This is a genomic window from Actinoplanes sp. NPDC051343, assembly GCF_044455125.1.
Lineage (GTDB): Bacteria > Actinomycetota > Actinomycetes > Mycobacteriales > Micromonosporaceae > Actinoplanes.
In genome coordinates this window covers 217,146-234,048 of record NZ_JBITEL010000003.1, presented here as the reverse complement: position 1 = coordinate 234,048, position 16,903 = coordinate 217,146, and the positions used below count along the sequence as shown (strand labels likewise).

Here is a 16,903-nt window from a genome sequence, read left to right as displayed (position 1 = left end):
GTGGGCCTACGCGATTACATCCGTGTCGCCAGGAGGCACTGGTGGATAGTGGCGGCCTCCATTGTCCTCGCCCTGACCGTCGCATTGGTGGTGACTTTCCGGATGCCCAAGACGTACGCCGCCGACGTCACCTTTTTCTTCACCACGCCGAATGCGCAGGCGGCCGATCTTTATCCGGCCTCGATGTTTTCGCAGGCGCGGCTGAAATCGTATGCGGCGCTGCTCACCAGCGACCGCATCATCGTGCCGCTGGCGGCCACCCCCGGGCTCGGCGTCTCCCGCGACGACCTCGTCCAGCAGATCACCTCGCAGACCGTCGCCGACACGGTCATGCTCGTGGTCAGTGTGCAGGACCGGTCACGTCAAAAGGCGCTGCAAACCGTCACGGCCCTCACCCCGCTGTTCGAGAAGGTCGTGGGCACGCTGGAGAACACCGGCGACGCGAGCAAGCCGACCATCCGGGTCGAGGTCGTCGCCGGTCCGGAGCTGGAACCGGACCCGGTCTCCCCCAAGATCTTGAACAACCTCTCGCTGGCCGGCCTGGCCGGCCTGATGGTCGGCGCCGCCCTGGCCGTGGCCCGCGAGGTCTCCGATTCGAGCCTGCGGACGGCCGAGGCGCTGCAGACGCTGATCGGCGCGCCGGTGCTGGCCCAGGTGCCGATCGACACCAGCGCACCGAGCCGGTCGGGTCCGTTCGTCTCCGATCCCCAGTCGCCCCGGGCCGAGGCGCTACGCCGGTTGCGCACCAACCTCCAGTACGCCGATGCCGACCGACCGGTGCAGGTCGTGGCCGTGACCAGCGCGGTTCCCGCCGAGGGGCGTTCGGCCACGGCGTGCAGCCTGGCGCTGCTGTTCGCCGAGTCGGGCGGCCGGGTGCTGATCGTCGACGCCGAACTGCGCCATCCGCGGCTGGCGGCGTTCCTCGGCCGGGAGAACGCGGCCGGCCTCAGCACGGTGCTCACCGGGGCGGTCGCGCTCGACGAGGTGCTCCAGCCGTGGGGGGCCGGGCTGTGGCTGCTGTCGAGCGGGCAGACCCCGCCCAACCCGAGCGAGCTGCTCAGCTCGAGCCGGATGACCGACCTGGTCGAGGAGTTGCGCGGCCGGTTCGACGTCGTGATCTTCGACTGTCCGCCGCTGCTGCCGGTGACCGATGCGGCCGTGATCGCCGCCCGGTCGGACGGCGCCCTGTTCGTGGCCCGGGCCCGGCGCACCAAGAGTGCCCAGGTGACCGGGGCCGTGCGGGCCCTGCACGCGGTCAACGCCCGGATCCTCGGCGGCGTCCTCAACATGGTGCCGGCCAAGGGCCACGAGACGTTCCCCGCCTATGAAACCGCGACGGCCGCCGAGGAAAACCCGAAGATCCCCAGCGCCCGATCCCACTGAAGGAGGACCCCGTGACGCCCACCCCGACCAGCGCCCCGGGCGGCCGGCAGACCGAGGCCGAGCGGCAGGTACCGGGCCGGATCGCCGAGGTGTTCGAGAGCAGCCCGGACGACCTGCCGACCCGGCTGGCCAGCATGGCCCGCTACGCCCGGCGGGCCCAGGTGACCCGGTTCGCCGCCCTCTACGAGCTGTTCAAGCTGGTGCTGCCGGTGAAGGGTTCGATCGTCGAGTGCGGCGTCTACCGGGGTGCCAGCTTCATGACGTTCGCGCAGCTCAGCGCCGCCCTGGAGCCGACCAACCTGACCCGCCGGTTGTACGGCTTCGACTCGTTCGGCGGCTTCCCGTCGGTGTCGGCGGCCGACCGGCCCGGCAGCACCGGTGCGACGGCCGGCGACCTGGCCGCCGACAGCTACGACGAGCTGAACCGGCTGCTCGAGATCTATGACGACGACCGGTTCATCGGGCACCTGCCCAAGGCCCGGCTGATCCGGGGCGACGTCACCGAGACGATCCCGGCCTTCGTCGCCGATAACCCGCATCTGGTGGTCAGCCTGCTGTTCCTCGATCTCGACCTGTACGAGCCGACCCGGGTCGCGATAAAGAACCTGGTTCCCCGCATGCCGAAGGGTGCGGTGCTGGCCTTCGACGAGCTGGACAACCCGCTCTGGCCGGGCGAGACCAGCGCGGCGCTCGACGAACTGGGTCTCAACCGGCTGGAGCTGCGGCGGTTCGAGTTCGATCCCTACATCGGTTACGCGGTGATCTGAGATGACGTCGACCGAGACTGCCCGCGCGGTGCGAGAACACGTGCTCCGCATGACCAGCGGCGGCCGCAGCTCGCACGTCGGGTCCGCCCTCTCGTGCGCCGACATCCTCACCGTCCTCTACGACCTGGTTCTCCGGATCGATGAGAAGAACCCGGACTGGTCCGAACGCGATCGCTTCATCATGAGCAAGGGCCATGCCGGCGCGGCCCTCTACGCGACCCTGGCCCAGCGCGGCTTCTTCCCGACCGAGTTGCTCGACCAGCACTACCAGAACGGGTCGTTCTTCTCCGGGCACGTCAGCCACGTCGGGGTTCCCGGGGTCGAGTTGTCGACCGGGTCGCTCGGGCACGGGCTGTCGGTCGGGGCCGGCCTGGCCTGGCGGGCGAGGCAGCACGGCGAGCAGTGGCGTACGTACGTCCTGCTCGGCGACGGCGAGTGCGACGAGGGCAGCGTCTGGGAGGCGGCGATGTTCGCGCACACCCACGACCTGCACAACCTGGTCGCGGTCGTCGACTACAACAAGCTGCAGGCGATGGGCCCGACCGAGGACACGGCCAAGCTGGAGCCGTTCGCCGACAAGTGGCGGGCCTTCGGCTGGGACACCATCGAGGTCGACGGGCACGACCACGACCAGCTCACGGCCGCCCTGGCGATCCTGTCGCCGACCAACCCCCGCTGCGTGCTCGCCCACACGGTCAAGGGCAAGGGCGTCTCGTTCATGGAGAACGACATCGCCTGGCACTACCAGCACGCGTCGCCCGACGAGCTGCGGAGCGCTCTCGAGGAGGTGGCGGCGCGATGAGGAACCGGTTCTTCGAGGACCTCACCGCGGCGGCCCGGCGCGACCCGGACATCGTGCTGATCACGGCGGACATCGGCTTCCGGGCGGTCGAGCCGTTCATCGAGGCCTGCCCGAAACAGTTCCTCAACGTCGGGGTGGCCGAGCAGAACATGGCCGGGATCGCGGCCGGGATCGCGCTCGGCGGGGCGCGGGTGTTCACCTACTCGATCGCGAACTTCCCGACGCTGCGGTGCCTGGAGCAGATCCGCAACGACATCGCGTACCACCACGCCGACGTGACCGTGGTGGCGGTCGGGGGCGGAATGGCGTACGGGGCTCTGGGCATGTCGCATCACGCGACCGAGGACCTGGCGATCATGCGCGCGGTGCCGAACATCGCGGTCGCCGCGCCCGGCGACCCGGTCGAGACCGGCGCGGTCATGGCCGACCTGCTGAACAACGGAGGCCCGGCCTACCTTCGCCTGGGCAAGGCGGGCGAACGGCAGGTGCATCCGGCACCGCTTTCCCTCGTACGCGGTGAGTCGGTGCTCGTCCGCGACCGCGGCGGGCCGGTCGTGCTGTTCTCGACCGGCGGCATCCTCGACGTCGCCGTCCAGGCCGCCGACCTGCTCGAGGCCGAGGGACTGCCGGTCGACGTGCGGTCGTTCCCCTGGCTCAACCCGCTCGACGTGTGCGCGGTGAAGGACGCCGCCCAGCGCTACGAGGCGATCGTGACGATCGAGGAACACTCGATCGTCGGTGGTCTGGGCAGCACCATCGCCGAGACCCTGGCCGAGTGGCCGGAGCGGGTGCCGCTGGTGCGCATCGGTCTGCCGAACCGGACCTTCTCGCTCGTCGGGGACCAGGACTATCTGCGCGCGGCGCACGGCCTCGATCCGCAGGCGATCAGCCGGCGCGTGCTCGACCACAGGGAGGCGAGCCGTGGACTGGCGAGTCAGGTTCGTTGACTACCCGCTGCAGTGGCGCCGCCAGCGCGACGAACTGCTGCCGATCATCGAGGACACCATCGCCCGGGGCGATCTGATGCTGCGGCAGCAGTTGCACGACTTCGAGGACAACCTCGCCCGCTTCATCGGCTCGGGCCGCGCGGTCGGGGTCAGCAACTGCACCGACGGGCTGCGGCTGCTCGCGCACGCACTCGACGTCGGACCGGGCGACGAGGTCGTGACCGTGGCCCACACGTTCGTGGCGACGCTCTCGCCGTTCGTGCTGCGCGGGGCCAAACCGGTGCTGGCCGACATCGGCAGCGACCATCTGATGGACACCGATCAGCTGGCCGATCTGGTCACCGAGCGGACCCGCGTGATCATCCCGGTGCACCTCAACGGCCGTACGGTCGATATGCACGCGGTGCAGAAGGCGGCCGACGAGGTCGGCGCGGTCGTGCTGGAGGACGCCGCGCAGGCGCTCGGTGCGGCCTTCGAACGGCGTACCGCGGGGACGTTCGGGCTGGCCAGCACGTACTCGTTCTATCCGGCCAAGATGCTCGGCGCGCTCGGCGACGCCGGCGCGGTGCTGACCGACGACGTGGCCCTGGCCGACCGCCTGCTGGCGCTGCGCGACCACGGGCGGGTCAGCAAGAGCGACCTGGACGGCTGGGGTTACAACTGCCGGCTCGACAACCTGCAGGCGGCGATCCTCGACTGGCGGCTGCGGCGGCTCCCGGAGTGGATCCAGCGCCGTCGCTCGCTGGCCGCCCGCTACGACGAGATGCTGCGTGACCTGCCCGACCTGCGGATACCGGTCGGGCCGGACGCCGATCACCGCCGCTTCGACGTCTACCAGAACTACCCGGTCACCACCGACCGGCGGGACGCGCTCGCCGAGCACCTGCGCGACGACGGCATCGAGACGCTGATCTCCTGGCCGACCCCGCTGCACCGGCAGCGCGGCCTCGGCCTCGACCACTGGCAGTTGCCGCACACCGAGCGCCTCTGCCGCCGCGTGCTGTCGCTGCCGATGAACCCGGAGCTGGAGGACTGGCAGGTCGAGTACGTCGCGGGCAGCATCCGCCGCTTCTTCGGGAGGCCCTGATGTCCGATCTGCCCTTCGTCTCGGTCGTCGTCCCCTGCTGGAACGAGGCCCCGTTCGTGGCCGAGTTCCTCGACTCGGTGATGAAGCAGACCTATCCGGCCGACCGCCTCGAGATCCTGCTCGTCGACGGCATGAGCGACGACGGCACCCGCGACGTCGTGCGCCGGTACGCCGTCCGCCACCCGTCGCTGCGGATGCTCGACAATCCCGGCCATCGCAAGCCGGAGGCCCTCAACCTGGGCATCCGGGAGGCGAAGGGCGAATTCATCATCCGGCTCGACGTCCACGCCTTCTACGAGGACGACTATCTCCGCAAGTGTGTGTCCGCCTTGCGAGACCACCCGGAGGCGGACAACGTCGGCGGCATCCGCAAGTCGCTGCCGCGCAAGGACACCCTGCTCGGCCGGGCGCTCGCGCTGGCGACCACGCACCCGCTGGCGGCCGGCAACGCGAAGTACCGGGTCGGCGCGTCCAAGCCGCAGTGGGTCGACACGGTGTTCGGCGGCTGCTGGCGCCGCGAGGTGTTCGACCGCATCGGCTACTTCGACGAGAAGCTGACGCGGGCGCAGGACCGCGAGTTCAACCAGCGGCTGCGGGCGGCCGGCGGCCGGGTCCTGCTGATCCCGGACATCGTCTGCACCTACTACGCCCGCAGCGGCTGGCGCGACTACGGCGCCTGGATCTTCGAGGCCGGCTACTGGCCGTTCCGGGCCAGCCGGCTGGTCGGCCGCTGGATCGGCGGGTGGCGCAACTTCGTCCCGGTGGCCTTCGTCGCCGGCTCGGCCGCCGGCCTCGCGCTCGCACCCCGGTCGGTGGTCCTCCGCCGCCTGACCGGCGCCGGCTTGCTGACGTACGGCAGTGCCGTGCTCGCCGCCTCCGCCCATCTCGCCTGGCGCAAGCGGGACCCCGGCCTGCTCGCCGCCATGCCGGTCGCCTTCGTGCTGACCCACACCGTCTACGGCGTCGGCTCGGTGTGGGGCATCGTCTCGCCGCTGCCCGCCCCGGTCGTCGAGGACGCACCGCTGACCGAGGGCGACGTCCGGATCGGCGACGGCCCGCTGACCCGCCGGCAGATCGCCACGATCGCCCGGATGCACCGCGACGGGGTCACCGAGGGCTTCCTGTCCACTCTGGGCGAACCGGCACTGCGCCTGCTCTACCGGCACGTGGCGACCAGCCGGCATTGCAAGGTCTTCGTGGCGCTCGCCCCGGACGGGGAGACCGTCGGCTACATCGCCGGCTGCCGCGACACCTCGGCGCTGTTCCGCGAGTTCGCGCTCCGGCGCTGGGCCTCGGCGGCCCGGGTGCTGCTGCCGCGGCTGCTCAGCCCGGCCCGGATCCGGCGCGCCGCCGAGACCTTGCGCTACCCGTCCGCCGCCCCGGCCGGGCTGCCCAAGGCCGAGGTCATCAACATCGTGGTCCAGCCGGCCTGGCGCGGCCGCGGCATCGCCGAGCAGCTGCTGTCCCGGCTGATGGACTGGTTCGCCCAGCAGGGCGACACCGCGGTCAAGGCGGTAAGCGGCGACCAGCTGACCCGGGCGCACCGGTTCTACGAGAAGTCCGGCGCGCGTCTGGAAGGCCACACCTCGGTGCACCGCGGCGTCGGCTCCCGGGTCTACGTCTACTCGGTGGACCGTTCGTGACCGGCCACGACGTGGCGAAGCGGGCCGCCGCGGGCCGGGCGGCCGACCGGAAGCGCGGCTACGACGCCGCCAAGCGGGCCACCGACATCGCCGTCGCCGCGGCCGCGCTCGCCGCCACGGTTCCGCTGACGGTGGTCGCAGCGTGGCGGATCAGGCACGAGGACGGCGGCCCGATCCTCTACCGCGGCACCCGGATCGGCCGGCACGGGAAGACCTTCGCCATGCTCAAGTTCCGCACGATGGTCGTCGACGCGGGACGCCTCGGCGGCGATTCGACCGCGGCCGACGACCCGCGGCTCACCCGCACCGGGCGGTGGCTGCGCCGCTGGAAGCTCGACGAACTGCCCAACCTGGTCAACGTGCTGCGCGGCGAGATGAGCCTGGTCGGCCCCCGCCCGCAGGTCGCGTGGGACGTGGCCCGCTACACCCCGGCCGAGCGGCGCCTGCTCGAGGTACGCCCCGGTATCACCGACTGGGCGTCGATCGTCTTCCGCAACGAGGGCGACATCATCGCCGGCCCCGACCCCGACCGGGCGTACGACCAGCTCGTGCGGCCCCGCAAGATCGAGCTCGGCCTGGCGTACGTCGAGCACCGCAGCCTGCGGACCGACCTGAGCATCCTGTTTCTGACCGCCCTGGCCGTGATCGGCTACCGGCGGGTCGACGAGTTGCTGGAACGGACCCTGCCGCCGGCCCGGGTTCATGTCTGAGACAGCCGGACGCCTGCGTTCGCTGCTGCTCTCGGTGCCGGCCGCGGTCCGGCACGACTACCTGGTCTCGGTGGCCGTGCAGTGGTTCTCGCTCGCCCTGCAACTGGTGCTCTTCCACCTGGTCGCGGTGCGCGGCAGCGTCGACGGGTTCGCGTTCTATCAGATCGCGCGGGGTGCGGTGTCGACCGTGCAGCCGCTGGCGATGACCGGGCTCGGCACCGGACTCCAGCGCTACCTGCCGCGCTGCGGGGCCCGGGCGACCGGGCTGGCCCGGCGCGCGTTCGCGGTCCAGGTGGCGATCATGGTGGGGGTCGCGCTGGCCGGGTACGCCCTGGCCGGGCCGCTCTCGCACCTGCTCGGGCTGCACGGCCGCCGGGCGGTCGGGGTGATCACCGTGATGCTGGCCGGCAACTGCCTGTGCACCATCGCCGTCGCGGCGCTGCGCGGCACCGGACAGGTGGTCTTCGCCAACGCGACGTCGCTGGCCGGGCTCGCGGTGGTGCCGGTGGTGGCGTTCTTCGTCGCGCCCGGCATCGAATCGTTCCTGGTCCTGCAGGGCGCCGGGATGCTGGCCGCGGCGGCGTGCGCGATCGCGCTGATCGGGGCCCCGGGCCGGACCGGACCGGAGGAGGGCTCGCCGTCGCTGCGCCGGCTGGTGCGTTACGGCCTGGGGCGTACGCCCGGGGACCTGGCGCTCCCGGCGCTCTTCGCCTTCCCGACGTTCGCCGTGGCGAACGCCCTGCCCGGCACCGGCGACGCCGGGTACGTGGGTTTCATGACCTCGGCGGTCACGCTGGTCTGCTCGGTCTTCGCGATGCTCTCGCCGGTGCTGCTGCCCCGGCTGAGCGGCCTGTTCCACAACCCGGGCGGCGGCGCCTCGCTGCACCGCGGCCTGCTCGTGCTGCCGCTCGCGGCGGCCGGAGTGGCGGCGGTGACCGGAGCGGTGGTGGCGCTGCTCGCCCCGATGCTGATCCGGTGGTTCCTGGGCGCCGAGTTCACCGCCGCGCAGCCCGTCCTGCGGCTCGGCCTGCTCGCGGCGGTGCCGGTGGCGATGTTCTACGCGATCCGGCCGACCCTGGACGCGCTGCAGGACGTGCCGATGACGACCTGGCTGCTGGTCGGCGCGCTCGCGCTGGAGGTGCCGCTGACGTACGCCCTGCGGCCGGTGGTCCACCCGCCGTACGCGGCGGTCCTCGCCTTCGGCCTGGCCGCCGCCGCCCTGGGCGGCTCCGCCTACTTCATGCTGGTGCGCGCGATGGCGGCCCGGTCGGTATGACCTCGGTGATGGTCACTCCCGGCACCCGGCGGCAACCCGGCCTGGTCGTGGTGCTCGCCTTCGTCGTGACCCTGGCCGGGCGGTTCACCCTGGACCGGCTCGGTTTCGACCTGCCGCTGCTGCTCAACGACGTCCGGGTGCCGCTGTTCGCGATTCTGCTGATGAGCTTCGCGCTCGAACTGAGCCAGTCCGGTCACCGGCCGGCGGGCACCGGCACCGGCGCCCTGATGGCGATCCTGCTGCTGATCGGCTACCAGATCGTCTCGGCCACGTGGACGCCCAGCAACGCCGTGCTCGGCCCCGTGATGATCGACCTGACCTGTGTCGCGATCCTCGTCTTCATCTACGTCATGCTGGCCGAATGGGACCGTGACCGGGTGGTCCAGCTGACCCTCGGCTGCTTCCAGGTCACCGCCTGGCTCTATTTCCTGGTCGCGGCGGCCGGCTTCGGCCGGGGCGCGAACGGCCGCTGGGCGGTGCCGGGCGGTGGCCCGAACGTGTTCGTCCGGATGATGGTCATCGGCGCGTTCACGTCTGTCTACTTCTACTTCCGCGGCCGGCGCCGGGCCATCTGGCTGCTCGGCCTCCCGGCGTTCCTGACCGGAGCGCTCGCCTCCGGTTCCCGCGGTGGCCTGGTGGCCTTGATCATTACGCTGGTGCTCGCCCTGCCCTCGGCGCTGCAGCGGCTGGGCAAGCGGGGCGGCAGCCTCACCAAGCCGATCCTGGCGACGGTCGCGCTGGCCGGCGTCACCTGGTCGGTCGCCGGCCGGGCGATCGGCAGCTTCGTACAGCAGCGCTTCGTCACCGAGACCTTCCAGCAGGGCTACACCTCCGGCCGGAGCGAACTGTTCAAATACGCGCTGCAGCTGTTCCTGCAACGGCCCTTCCTGGGCACCGGGGTGAACGGCTTCAGCGTGGTCTCCAGCCTCGGCGAATACGACAAGTACGTGCACAATCTGCCGCTCGCGGTCGCCTCCGAGGGCGGCATCGTCGGCTTGTTCCTGCTGATCAACGCATTTGTTCAACTGCGACACCAGTTCGGCCGGGTGCCCCGGGCCGAGCGGTCGCTCGAGGCCCGGGCCGCCGGTTACTGCGGCGTCTTCGTCGGTGGCGCCTCGCTTTTCTCCGGCGACTACTACGACGCCCGGCTCATGTGGATTCTGCTGGTGCTCGCCGCGGTCCGGCCGGCCGGTCGCGATGTGCGGACGCCATGACGACACCAGCGAACGCCGCCCCGCCGAACCGCCTGGACTCCCTGACCAGCCTTCGGTTCTTCGCCGCCGGGGCAGTCGTGATATTGCACCTCAGCCTGCAATTCGTTCTGCCGGACGCCATCGGCCTGGCGGCCGGCCTCGGATATGTGGCGGTCGCCTTCTTCTTTTCCCTGTCCGGCTTCGTCCTCGCCTGGACGGCCCGGCCGGGCGAGGACGCCCGTCGCTTCTACAGCCGCCGATTCGCCCGGATCTGGCCCTCGCACGCCACGGTAACCGCACTCGCCATTCCCGTTATCTTGCTTGCCGGCGGCACACCGGTATGGGGTGCGCTTCCTTTCGTGCTCACGTTCACCCACGTCTGGATCCCCAGCCCGGCCTGGCACTACGCCTTCAACGGACCGTCCTGGTCGCTCGGCGCCGAAGCGTTCTTCTACGCCCTTTTCCCCGCGCTGATCCGAGTCGCCCGATGGCAGCAGCAACGCCTGCGCCGGCTCGCCGCCGTCACCGTAGCGATGATGGCAGCAGCCGCGCTTGCCGTTGTTTTCGTGGTACCCGATACCGCATGGGGATTCCTGCTCTACCTGAACCCTCTTTACCGCATCGGCGAATTCGCGCTCGGCATGCTCCTTGCCATGGCCATCCGGCGCGGCTGGCGGGCACCGTGGCCGACCTGGGTCCCGGTCGCCAGTTGCGCATGCGTCTACGCGGCACTGTTGAGGTTCGCTCCGCACGACAGTGAGGGGGCGATACCGAGAATCCTCGCGGACTCGGCGCTGCTGCCGTTTCTGTTCGCCATCATCGCCGCGGCGGCAACCGCCGACATCAGCGGCCGGAATACGCCACTGCGATCGCGCACCCTGGTTGCCTTGGGGGACCGTTCATTCGCCCTGTATCTGATCCACGTCCCGCTGATCACCGCCTTCCATGCCGGCGTGGCCGGACGAAAACTCGATCACACCGTCAATCTGGCGCTTGCGATCGGCCTGCTGGCCGCCTCCGTCGGCGCCGCACATCTTCTCTACATCGCCGTTGAACGACCAGCCGAACGACGGCTACGCGAGTTCTTCGTCCGCCGCTCGGCCCAGGGGGCGCTGCACGGATAGCACCGCGGTGCATGATTGCAGTTGTGATGACCCCCACCCGCCGCCCTCGAAGAGGCGAAACGGGGCAAGGGCGTCGCTCCGGCTCCGACCTTCGCGGTCGCTCCGGACGTACGCGCGGGCCGGCTCGTGCAACTCGCCGGTCCCCAGGCGACGGTCGAGGCGGTCTGGCACACGCTGACCCTGGCCGAGAAGGGTGCGCCGTCGGCGGCGGCCGAGCTGGCCGGTTCGCCTCCACGCCGCGGGCGATCCAGGCGATGATGCGGGGCACCGGGGTCAACGTCGGGCACTTCAAGCCGTCCGTTCATGTAACTCTGTGGAGCTAACCGCCCCGCATATTGACACGAGTCCATGTAACGGCACCTAATGAGACGTGTTCCCACACGGACACACATCGAGGTGCACGAATGCGCTCAGTCCGGCATGTCCTCGCCGCCGCGTCTCTCGTCGCGGCTACCGTCCTCATCCCCGCTGCCCCCGCCGCCGCCTTAGGCAACGGTCTCGCCCTCACCCCGCCGATGGGCTGGAACGACTGGAACACCTTCGGCTGCAACGTCAACGCCCAGCTGGTCGAGCAGACCGCCGACACGATCGCCGCGGCCGGCCTCCAGGCGGCCGGCTACCAGTACGTCAACATCGACGACTGCTGGATGTCGTCGTCCCGCAGCTCCTCCGGCCACCTCGTGCCCGACCCGGCCAAGTTCCCGGGCGGCATCACCGCGGTCGCCAACTACGTGCACGGCAAAGGCCTCAAACTCGGCATCTACGAGAGCGCGGGCACCGCCACCTGCGCCGGCTACCCGGGCAGCCTCAACCACGAGACCACCGACGCGGCCGACTTCGCCGCCTGGGGCGTCGACTACCTCAAGTACGACAACTGCAACAACCAGGGCGTCGACTGGAAGGTCCGCTACAACGCGATGCGCGACGCGCTGGCCGCCACCGGCCGGCCGATCGTCTACAGCCTCTGCGAGTGGGGTCAGGACAGCGTGTGGACGTGGGGCGCCGGCACCGGCAACCTGTGGCGGACCACCGATGACATCCAGGCCAACTACAACAGCATGCTGTCGATCTACCACCAGAACGTCGGGCTCTACCCGTACGCCTCCAAGGGCGCCTGGAACGACCCCGACATGCTCGAGATCGGCAACGGCATGTCCTACCAGGAGGACCGTTCCGAGTTCACGCTCTGGTCGGCGATGGCGGCGCCGCTGCTGATCGGTGCCGACCTGCGCAACGCGACGCCGCAGACGCTCGGCATCTATCGCAACGCCGGCGTGATCGGGGTCGACCAGGACTCGGCCGGGGTGCAGGGCCGACCGGTCACCACCACCGGCGGACTGGACGTGCTGGCCAAGCCGCTGGCCGGCGGCGACGTGGCGGTCACGCTGTTCAACGAGAACGCCGGGCGCGCGACCATTTCGACCTCGGCGTCCGCGGTCGGCATGGCGGCCTCGTCGCAGTACAAGCTGACCAACCTGTGGTCCAACGTGGTCACGACCACCACCGGCTCGATCAGCGCCTCGGTGCCCGGGCACGGCGTGGTCGCGTACCGGGTCTCGCCGGGCAGCGGCACCAGCATCGGCGTGGCCAGGCAGCTGGTCAGCTCGGTCGCCAACCGCTGCCTCGACGTCTACAACAACGAGACCGCGAACGGCACCGCGGTCGAGAACTGGGACTGCAACACCGGCGCCAACCAGAAGTGGACCCCGACCGCCGCCGGCGAGCTCCGGGCCTACAACGGCACCGTGTGCCTGGACGCCAACGGCAGCGCCTCCGGCAGCAAGGTGACGATCTGGACCTGCAACGGTGGCACCAACCAGCAGTGGCGGCTCAACCCGGACGGCACCATCACCGGCGTTCAGTCCGGCCTCTGCCTCGACATCATCGGCGGCAACAACGACGCCGGCCGGGCCAACGGCGCCCTGGCCGAGCTGTTCACCTGCAACGGCGGCTCGAACCAGGACTGGCAGCTCCGCTGATCCTCGCGTTCCGCACCCATACCGCCCGGAATGCGCAGATGATTGGGAGAAGAGGCCGCGCACGGGGGTAACGCACGATGCAGTTGACACGCTGGTTCGCGGACCGCAAGGTCACCACGAAGCTGACGGTCCTGGCCACGGTACTGGTCGTGGTGACCCTGGCGGTCGCCACGACCGGCTACCAGTCGACCATCGCGCAGCGACATCTGGTCCAGCAACTCGCCGACCTGCGCATCGTCGGCCACGAGATCGACACGCTGAAGACCAACAACGCCGACTTCAGCGGCTACCAGATCAGTTACGCCTGGGACGCGAGTTTCTGGGGCGGCGCCAAGGCGGTCGATCCGCAGACCGACAACCGCAAAGGCTTCCTCGGCATCGTGGCCGACATCAAGGCCAACCTGGCGGCGGCACACACGCAGTACCTGACCGCCGGGGAGCGGGCCCAACTCGCCTCCCTGCAGAGCATGTTCGACCAGCTGGTGGCCCAGGACGACAAGATCGCCGCGACCTACCGGCAGAACACCTCGCAGGCGGTCAAACAGGCCCGCGCCATGATCATGGGCCCGTCATGGGACCTCTACTTCAAGATCGTCGACGTGACCGGGGCGCTCGCGAAGTCCATCGAAACGCGCAGCTCGGCCGTACAGAAGCGGGCGCAGGACGCGTCCGCGGCGGCGATCCGCAACATCGCCCTCACGCTGGTGATCGGCGTCGCGCTCGCCGTCGCCCTGTCGATGCTGGTCACCCGGCTCATCGGCCGGCCACTGGCGCGCGTCTCGGCGGTGGTGGGCGCGTTGTCCGCCGGCGACCTCACCACGCGCGCGGACGTCCGTCAACGCGACGAACTCGGCCGGATGGCCGGCGAACTCGACCGGGCCCTGGACGGGCTGGGCGACATGATCCGTACGCTGATCACCAGTTCCGGCTCCCTCAACGACTCGTCCGACCACCTGCTGACCACGAGCACCCGCATCGCCGCCGCGGCCGAACAGACCTCGGCCCAGGCCGACGTCGTCTCCCAGGCGGCCGGCACCGTCTCGGAAAACGTGCAGACCGTGGCGGCCGCGTCCGAGCAGATGGGCGCCTCGATCCGGGAGGTCGCGACCAACGCGAGCGAAGCGGCCCAGGTCGCCACGTCCGCGGTGCACAGCGCGGAAGCCGCCACCGCCACCGTCTCGAAGCTCGGCACCAGTTCCTCCGAGATCGGCAACGTGATCAACGTGATCACCTCGATCGCCGAGCAGACCAACCTGCTCGCCCTCAACGCGACCATCGAAGCCGCCCGGGCCGGGGACGCCGGCAAGGGCTTCGCGGTCGTCGCCACCGAGGTCAAGGACCTCGCCCAGGAAACCGCCAAGGCCACCGAGGACATCGGCCGCCGGGTGCAGACCATCCAGGCCGACGCCGGCGCCGCCACCGAGGCGATCACCGAGATCGCCGCGGTGATCCAACGGATCAGCGACTTCCAGGCCACCATCGCCTCCGCCGTCGACCAGCAGACGGCCACCACGGCCGAGATGAACCGGAACGTCAACGCGGCCGCCACCGCCTCCGCCGACATCGCGGCCAACATCACCGGGGTCGCCTCGGCTGCCCGGGACACCGCCCGCGGGGTCGAGGACACCAAACAATCAGCCGATGAGCTGGCCCAGGTCGCCAACCGGCTGCAGGGCGCGGTCGCCCGCTTCCGCGCCTGACGCCGCCCCGGCGGCGGTGTCAGGATGGGAGTCATGGATCAGCAACAGCAATCGAAGATCGCGCACGGAGCCGGCTTCTTCGCCGCGCTGGACCAGAGCGGCGGAAGCACCCCCAAGGCGCTCGAGCTCTACGGCGTGCCCTCCTCGGCGTACGCGGACGACGAGCAGATGTTCGACCTCATGCACGAGTTCCGCCAACGGATCATCACGGCGCCGGCCTTCACCGGCGACCGCATCCTCGGCGCGATCCTGTTCGAGCAGACGATGGACCGCGACGTCGACGGCGTGCCGACCCCGCAATACCTGTGGGAACGCAGGAACATCGTCCCGTTCGTGAAGGTCGACGAGGGGCTCGCCGACGAATCCGGCGGCGTACGCCTGATGAAGCCGTTCACCCGCCTCGAAGGGCTGCTCGAACGGGCCGCCGAACGCCGGGTCTTCGGCACCAAGATGCGCTCGTTCATCAGCCGCGCCGCCCCGGACGGCGTCGGCGCGGTCCTCGACCAGCAGTTCCGGTACGCGGAGCAGATCCTCGGCGCCGGCCTGGTGCCCATCCTCGAACCCGAGGTCGACATCCACAGCCCCGAGCAGGAAAAGGCCGAGGAACTACTGAAACAGGGCATCCTCGACCGCCTGGCCGGCGTGCCGTCGCCGGTCATGCTCAAGTTGTCGATCCCCGCGGTCGACGACTTCTACGCCGACCTGATCGGCCACCCGTCGGTGCTGCGCGTGGTCGCCCTGTCCGGCGGCTACAGCCAGCAGGAAGCCGACGCCCGCCTGACCCGCAACCACGGTCTGATCGCGAGCTTCTCCCGCGCGCTGATGGAAGACCTGCGCCACGACCAGGACGACGCCGCGTTCGACCGGACCCTGGCCGCCGCCATCACCGCGATCTACGACGCGTCGGCGACCTGAACCCCGGAATCGCTCCCTTGAACGGGTGATGCAGCCACTGATCGGGCCGTGCCACCAAGGCCGCCCTCTTCGTACTGCCGTCGAACCAGGTCGTCCTCGCCATCACGCTGAGCTTCACGACGAAGGACCTCGATTCCGCGTTGGGCATCGGATCGATGTCGGACATCCTCGATCGGGGAATCGAGGGCCGGTTCAAGGTCGCCGACAACACACTCAACCAACACCTGATGGGCTTTCCCTTCGGGTCCGACACCGGGGAAAGGTGGAAGAGCACCGGTAACGGCGGCCTGTTACCGGAACGCCATCAGCTGATCTTCGTGACGCCACCGGCCGATGCGCACAAGCCCCGGGACGGCGAGATCGACAACCTGTTGTTCCGGCACTCCCGGCCGTACAGCAAGGAATTCGCCCGGGTCCTGCGCCCCGAACAGCTGAACGAGACCACCACCGACCGGGTGACACTGGGCGTGGTCAGCACCTATGTGTCGCTGCTGTACGGCCACCAGCGCGAGGTCGAGGACAGCATCTATCTGTCCACGGTCCACGCGGTCGGCACGGCGTCGATCTTCCGGCAGATCTGGCACGACTCGTACCGGCAGGTCCGCGAGTTCCGGATGACGGGGCAGGCCCAGGTCGCAGGCGAACAGACCCGGGACGCCCTGGAAGGGCTGGCCGACAACCTCGGCAACCTGGAGTTCGACCTCACGTTCAGCGTGGAGTTCCCGCTGATGCGGATCGAGACCTTCCACACCGCCCTGTACGAGGCGATGGACCTGTCCGGGCAGGCGCGAGCGCTGAGCCAGATGTTCGGTCAGCTCGGCGGCAGCGTCCGGTCCGAGATCACCGCGATCGACGTCCGCGAGCGACGGCGCGACGAGGAACGGCAGAAGTGGAACGCGTTCGCCGCCGGTGTGCTGAGCCTGCTCGGCGTCTCGGTCGGCTTCGTCATCGCCTTCCTCGGCGTCAACGCCAAAGAGGTTCCGAACGCCCCCGCGGTGTCCATGTGGAGCCCCCGGTTCGCCCCGTTGTACCTGGTGGCCGGGCTGTTCGCGCTGGTGCCGGTGTTCTTCATCCTCTTCCCGTACCTCCGCGAATGGAGCCGGGCCCGCACCGGCCGGCGCCCGATGGCGGTGGGCGCATCGACACTGCTCCTCGGCATCGTGATCATCGGGGTGGCGTCGCTGGTCGACGGACGCAGCGGCCACACGCTGGTGCTCGACGCCGTACTCAAGGCCATCGGAGTGCTCGGGCTGCTCATCGGGGCCAGCCTGGTCGGGCTGCGGCTCCGGTACCGCTACGCGGCCGGGCACCCCTAGCGAACCTTCTCGCCGAGCCGCCGCCTGAAGTAGTCGTCGGCGGCCGGGGACGGTCTGGCCG

The 16,903-nt window shown here is 70.1% G+C and carries 14 protein-coding genes; all 14 read left to right on the top strand.

Features of this window, described 5'->3' with window-relative positions:
- The 14 genes from ACIA5C_RS11695 to ACIA5C_RS11630 all read left to right on the top strand — a co-directional run bounded on the left by ACIA5C_RS11695 (position 1) and on the right by ACIA5C_RS11630 (position 16,842).
- Positions 1 to 1,383 carry a polysaccharide biosynthesis tyrosine autokinase gene (locus tag ACIA5C_RS11695; RefSeq protein WP_396053420.1) on the top strand — a complete coding sequence of 461 codons (1,383 nt, stop codon included), beginning with the start codon at positions 1 to 3 and terminating at the stop codon, positions 1,381 to 1,383.
- 11 nt (positions 1,384 to 1,394) lie between these two features.
- Positions 1,395 to 2,150 carry a TylF/MycF/NovP-related O-methyltransferase gene (locus ACIA5C_RS11690; protein WP_396053418.1) on the top strand — a complete coding sequence of 252 codons (756 nt, stop codon included), beginning with the start codon at positions 1,395 to 1,397 and terminating at the stop codon, positions 2,148 to 2,150.
- Position 2,151: 1 nt separating this feature from the next.
- Positions 2,152 to 2,952 carry a transketolase gene (locus tag ACIA5C_RS11685; RefSeq protein ID WP_396053415.1) on the top strand — a complete coding sequence of 267 codons (801 nt, stop codon included), beginning with the start codon at positions 2,152 to 2,154 and terminating at the stop codon, positions 2,950 to 2,952.
- Positions 2,949 to 3,899: a transketolase family protein gene (locus ACIA5C_RS11680; RefSeq protein WP_396053413.1), complete on the top strand. Its 951-nt coding sequence runs from the start codon at positions 2,949 to 2,951 to the stop codon at positions 3,897 to 3,899. The genes ACIA5C_RS11685 and ACIA5C_RS11680 overlap by 4 nt, the downstream gene beginning before the upstream one ends.
- Positions 3,874 to 4,986 (top strand): DegT/DnrJ/EryC1/StrS family aminotransferase, encoded by a 1,113-nt coding sequence (locus ACIA5C_RS11675; protein WP_396053411.1) that lies wholly within the window; start codon positions 3,874 to 3,876, stop codon positions 4,984 to 4,986. The genes ACIA5C_RS11680 and ACIA5C_RS11675 overlap by 26 nt, the downstream gene beginning before the upstream one ends.
- A complete protein-coding gene (locus tag ACIA5C_RS11670) occupies positions 4,986 to 6,629 on the top strand; it encodes a GNAT family N-acetyltransferase (protein WP_396053409.1) in 1,644 nt (547 codons plus the stop codon). Before ACIA5C_RS11675 ends, ACIA5C_RS11670 begins: the two co-directional genes overlap by 1 nt.
- On the top strand, positions 6,626 to 7,339 hold the full coding sequence (locus tag ACIA5C_RS11665; RefSeq protein WP_396053407.1) for a sugar transferase: 714 nt from the start codon (positions 6,626 to 6,628) through the stop codon (positions 7,337 to 7,339). The genes ACIA5C_RS11670 and ACIA5C_RS11665 overlap by 4 nt, the downstream gene beginning before the upstream one ends.
- Positions 7,332 to 8,615: a lipopolysaccharide biosynthesis protein gene (locus tag ACIA5C_RS11660; protein WP_396053405.1), complete on the top strand. Its 1,284-nt coding sequence runs from the start codon at positions 7,332 to 7,334 to the stop codon at positions 8,613 to 8,615. Before ACIA5C_RS11665 ends, ACIA5C_RS11660 begins: the two co-directional genes overlap by 8 nt.
- A gap of 8 nt (positions 8,616 to 8,623) precedes the next feature.
- On the top strand, positions 8,624 to 9,829 hold the full coding sequence (locus ACIA5C_RS11655) for an O-antigen ligase family protein (protein WP_396053403.1): 1,206 nt from the start codon (positions 8,624 to 8,626) through the stop codon (positions 9,827 to 9,829).
- Positions 9,826 to 10,932 carry an acyltransferase family protein gene (locus ACIA5C_RS11650; RefSeq protein ID WP_396053401.1) on the top strand — a complete coding sequence of 369 codons (1,107 nt, stop codon included), beginning with the start codon at positions 9,826 to 9,828 and terminating at the stop codon, positions 10,930 to 10,932. Before ACIA5C_RS11655 ends, ACIA5C_RS11650 begins: the two co-directional genes overlap by 4 nt.
- 404 nt (positions 10,933 to 11,336) lie before the next feature.
- Complete coding sequence (locus tag ACIA5C_RS11645) at positions 11,337 to 12,911, top strand: glycoside hydrolase family 27 protein (RefSeq protein WP_396053399.1); 1,575 nt, start codon at positions 11,337 to 11,339, stop codon at positions 12,909 to 12,911.
- A 77-nt stretch (positions 12,912 to 12,988) separates the two neighbouring features.
- On the top strand, positions 12,989 to 14,611 hold the full coding sequence (locus ACIA5C_RS11640; RefSeq protein WP_396053397.1) for a methyl-accepting chemotaxis protein: 1,623 nt from the start codon (positions 12,989 to 12,991) through the stop codon (positions 14,609 to 14,611).
- A 33-nt stretch (positions 14,612 to 14,644) separates the two neighbouring features.
- On the top strand, positions 14,645 to 15,526 hold the full coding sequence (locus tag ACIA5C_RS11635; protein ID WP_396053395.1) for a fructose bisphosphate aldolase: 882 nt from the start codon (positions 14,645 to 14,647) through the stop codon (positions 15,524 to 15,526).
- A 155-nt stretch (positions 15,527 to 15,681) separates the two neighbouring features.
- A complete protein-coding gene (locus tag ACIA5C_RS11630) occupies positions 15,682 to 16,842 on the top strand; it encodes a hypothetical protein (RefSeq protein WP_396053393.1) in 1,161 nt (386 codons plus the stop codon).
- Positions 16,843 to 16,903: the final 61 nt, after the last annotated feature.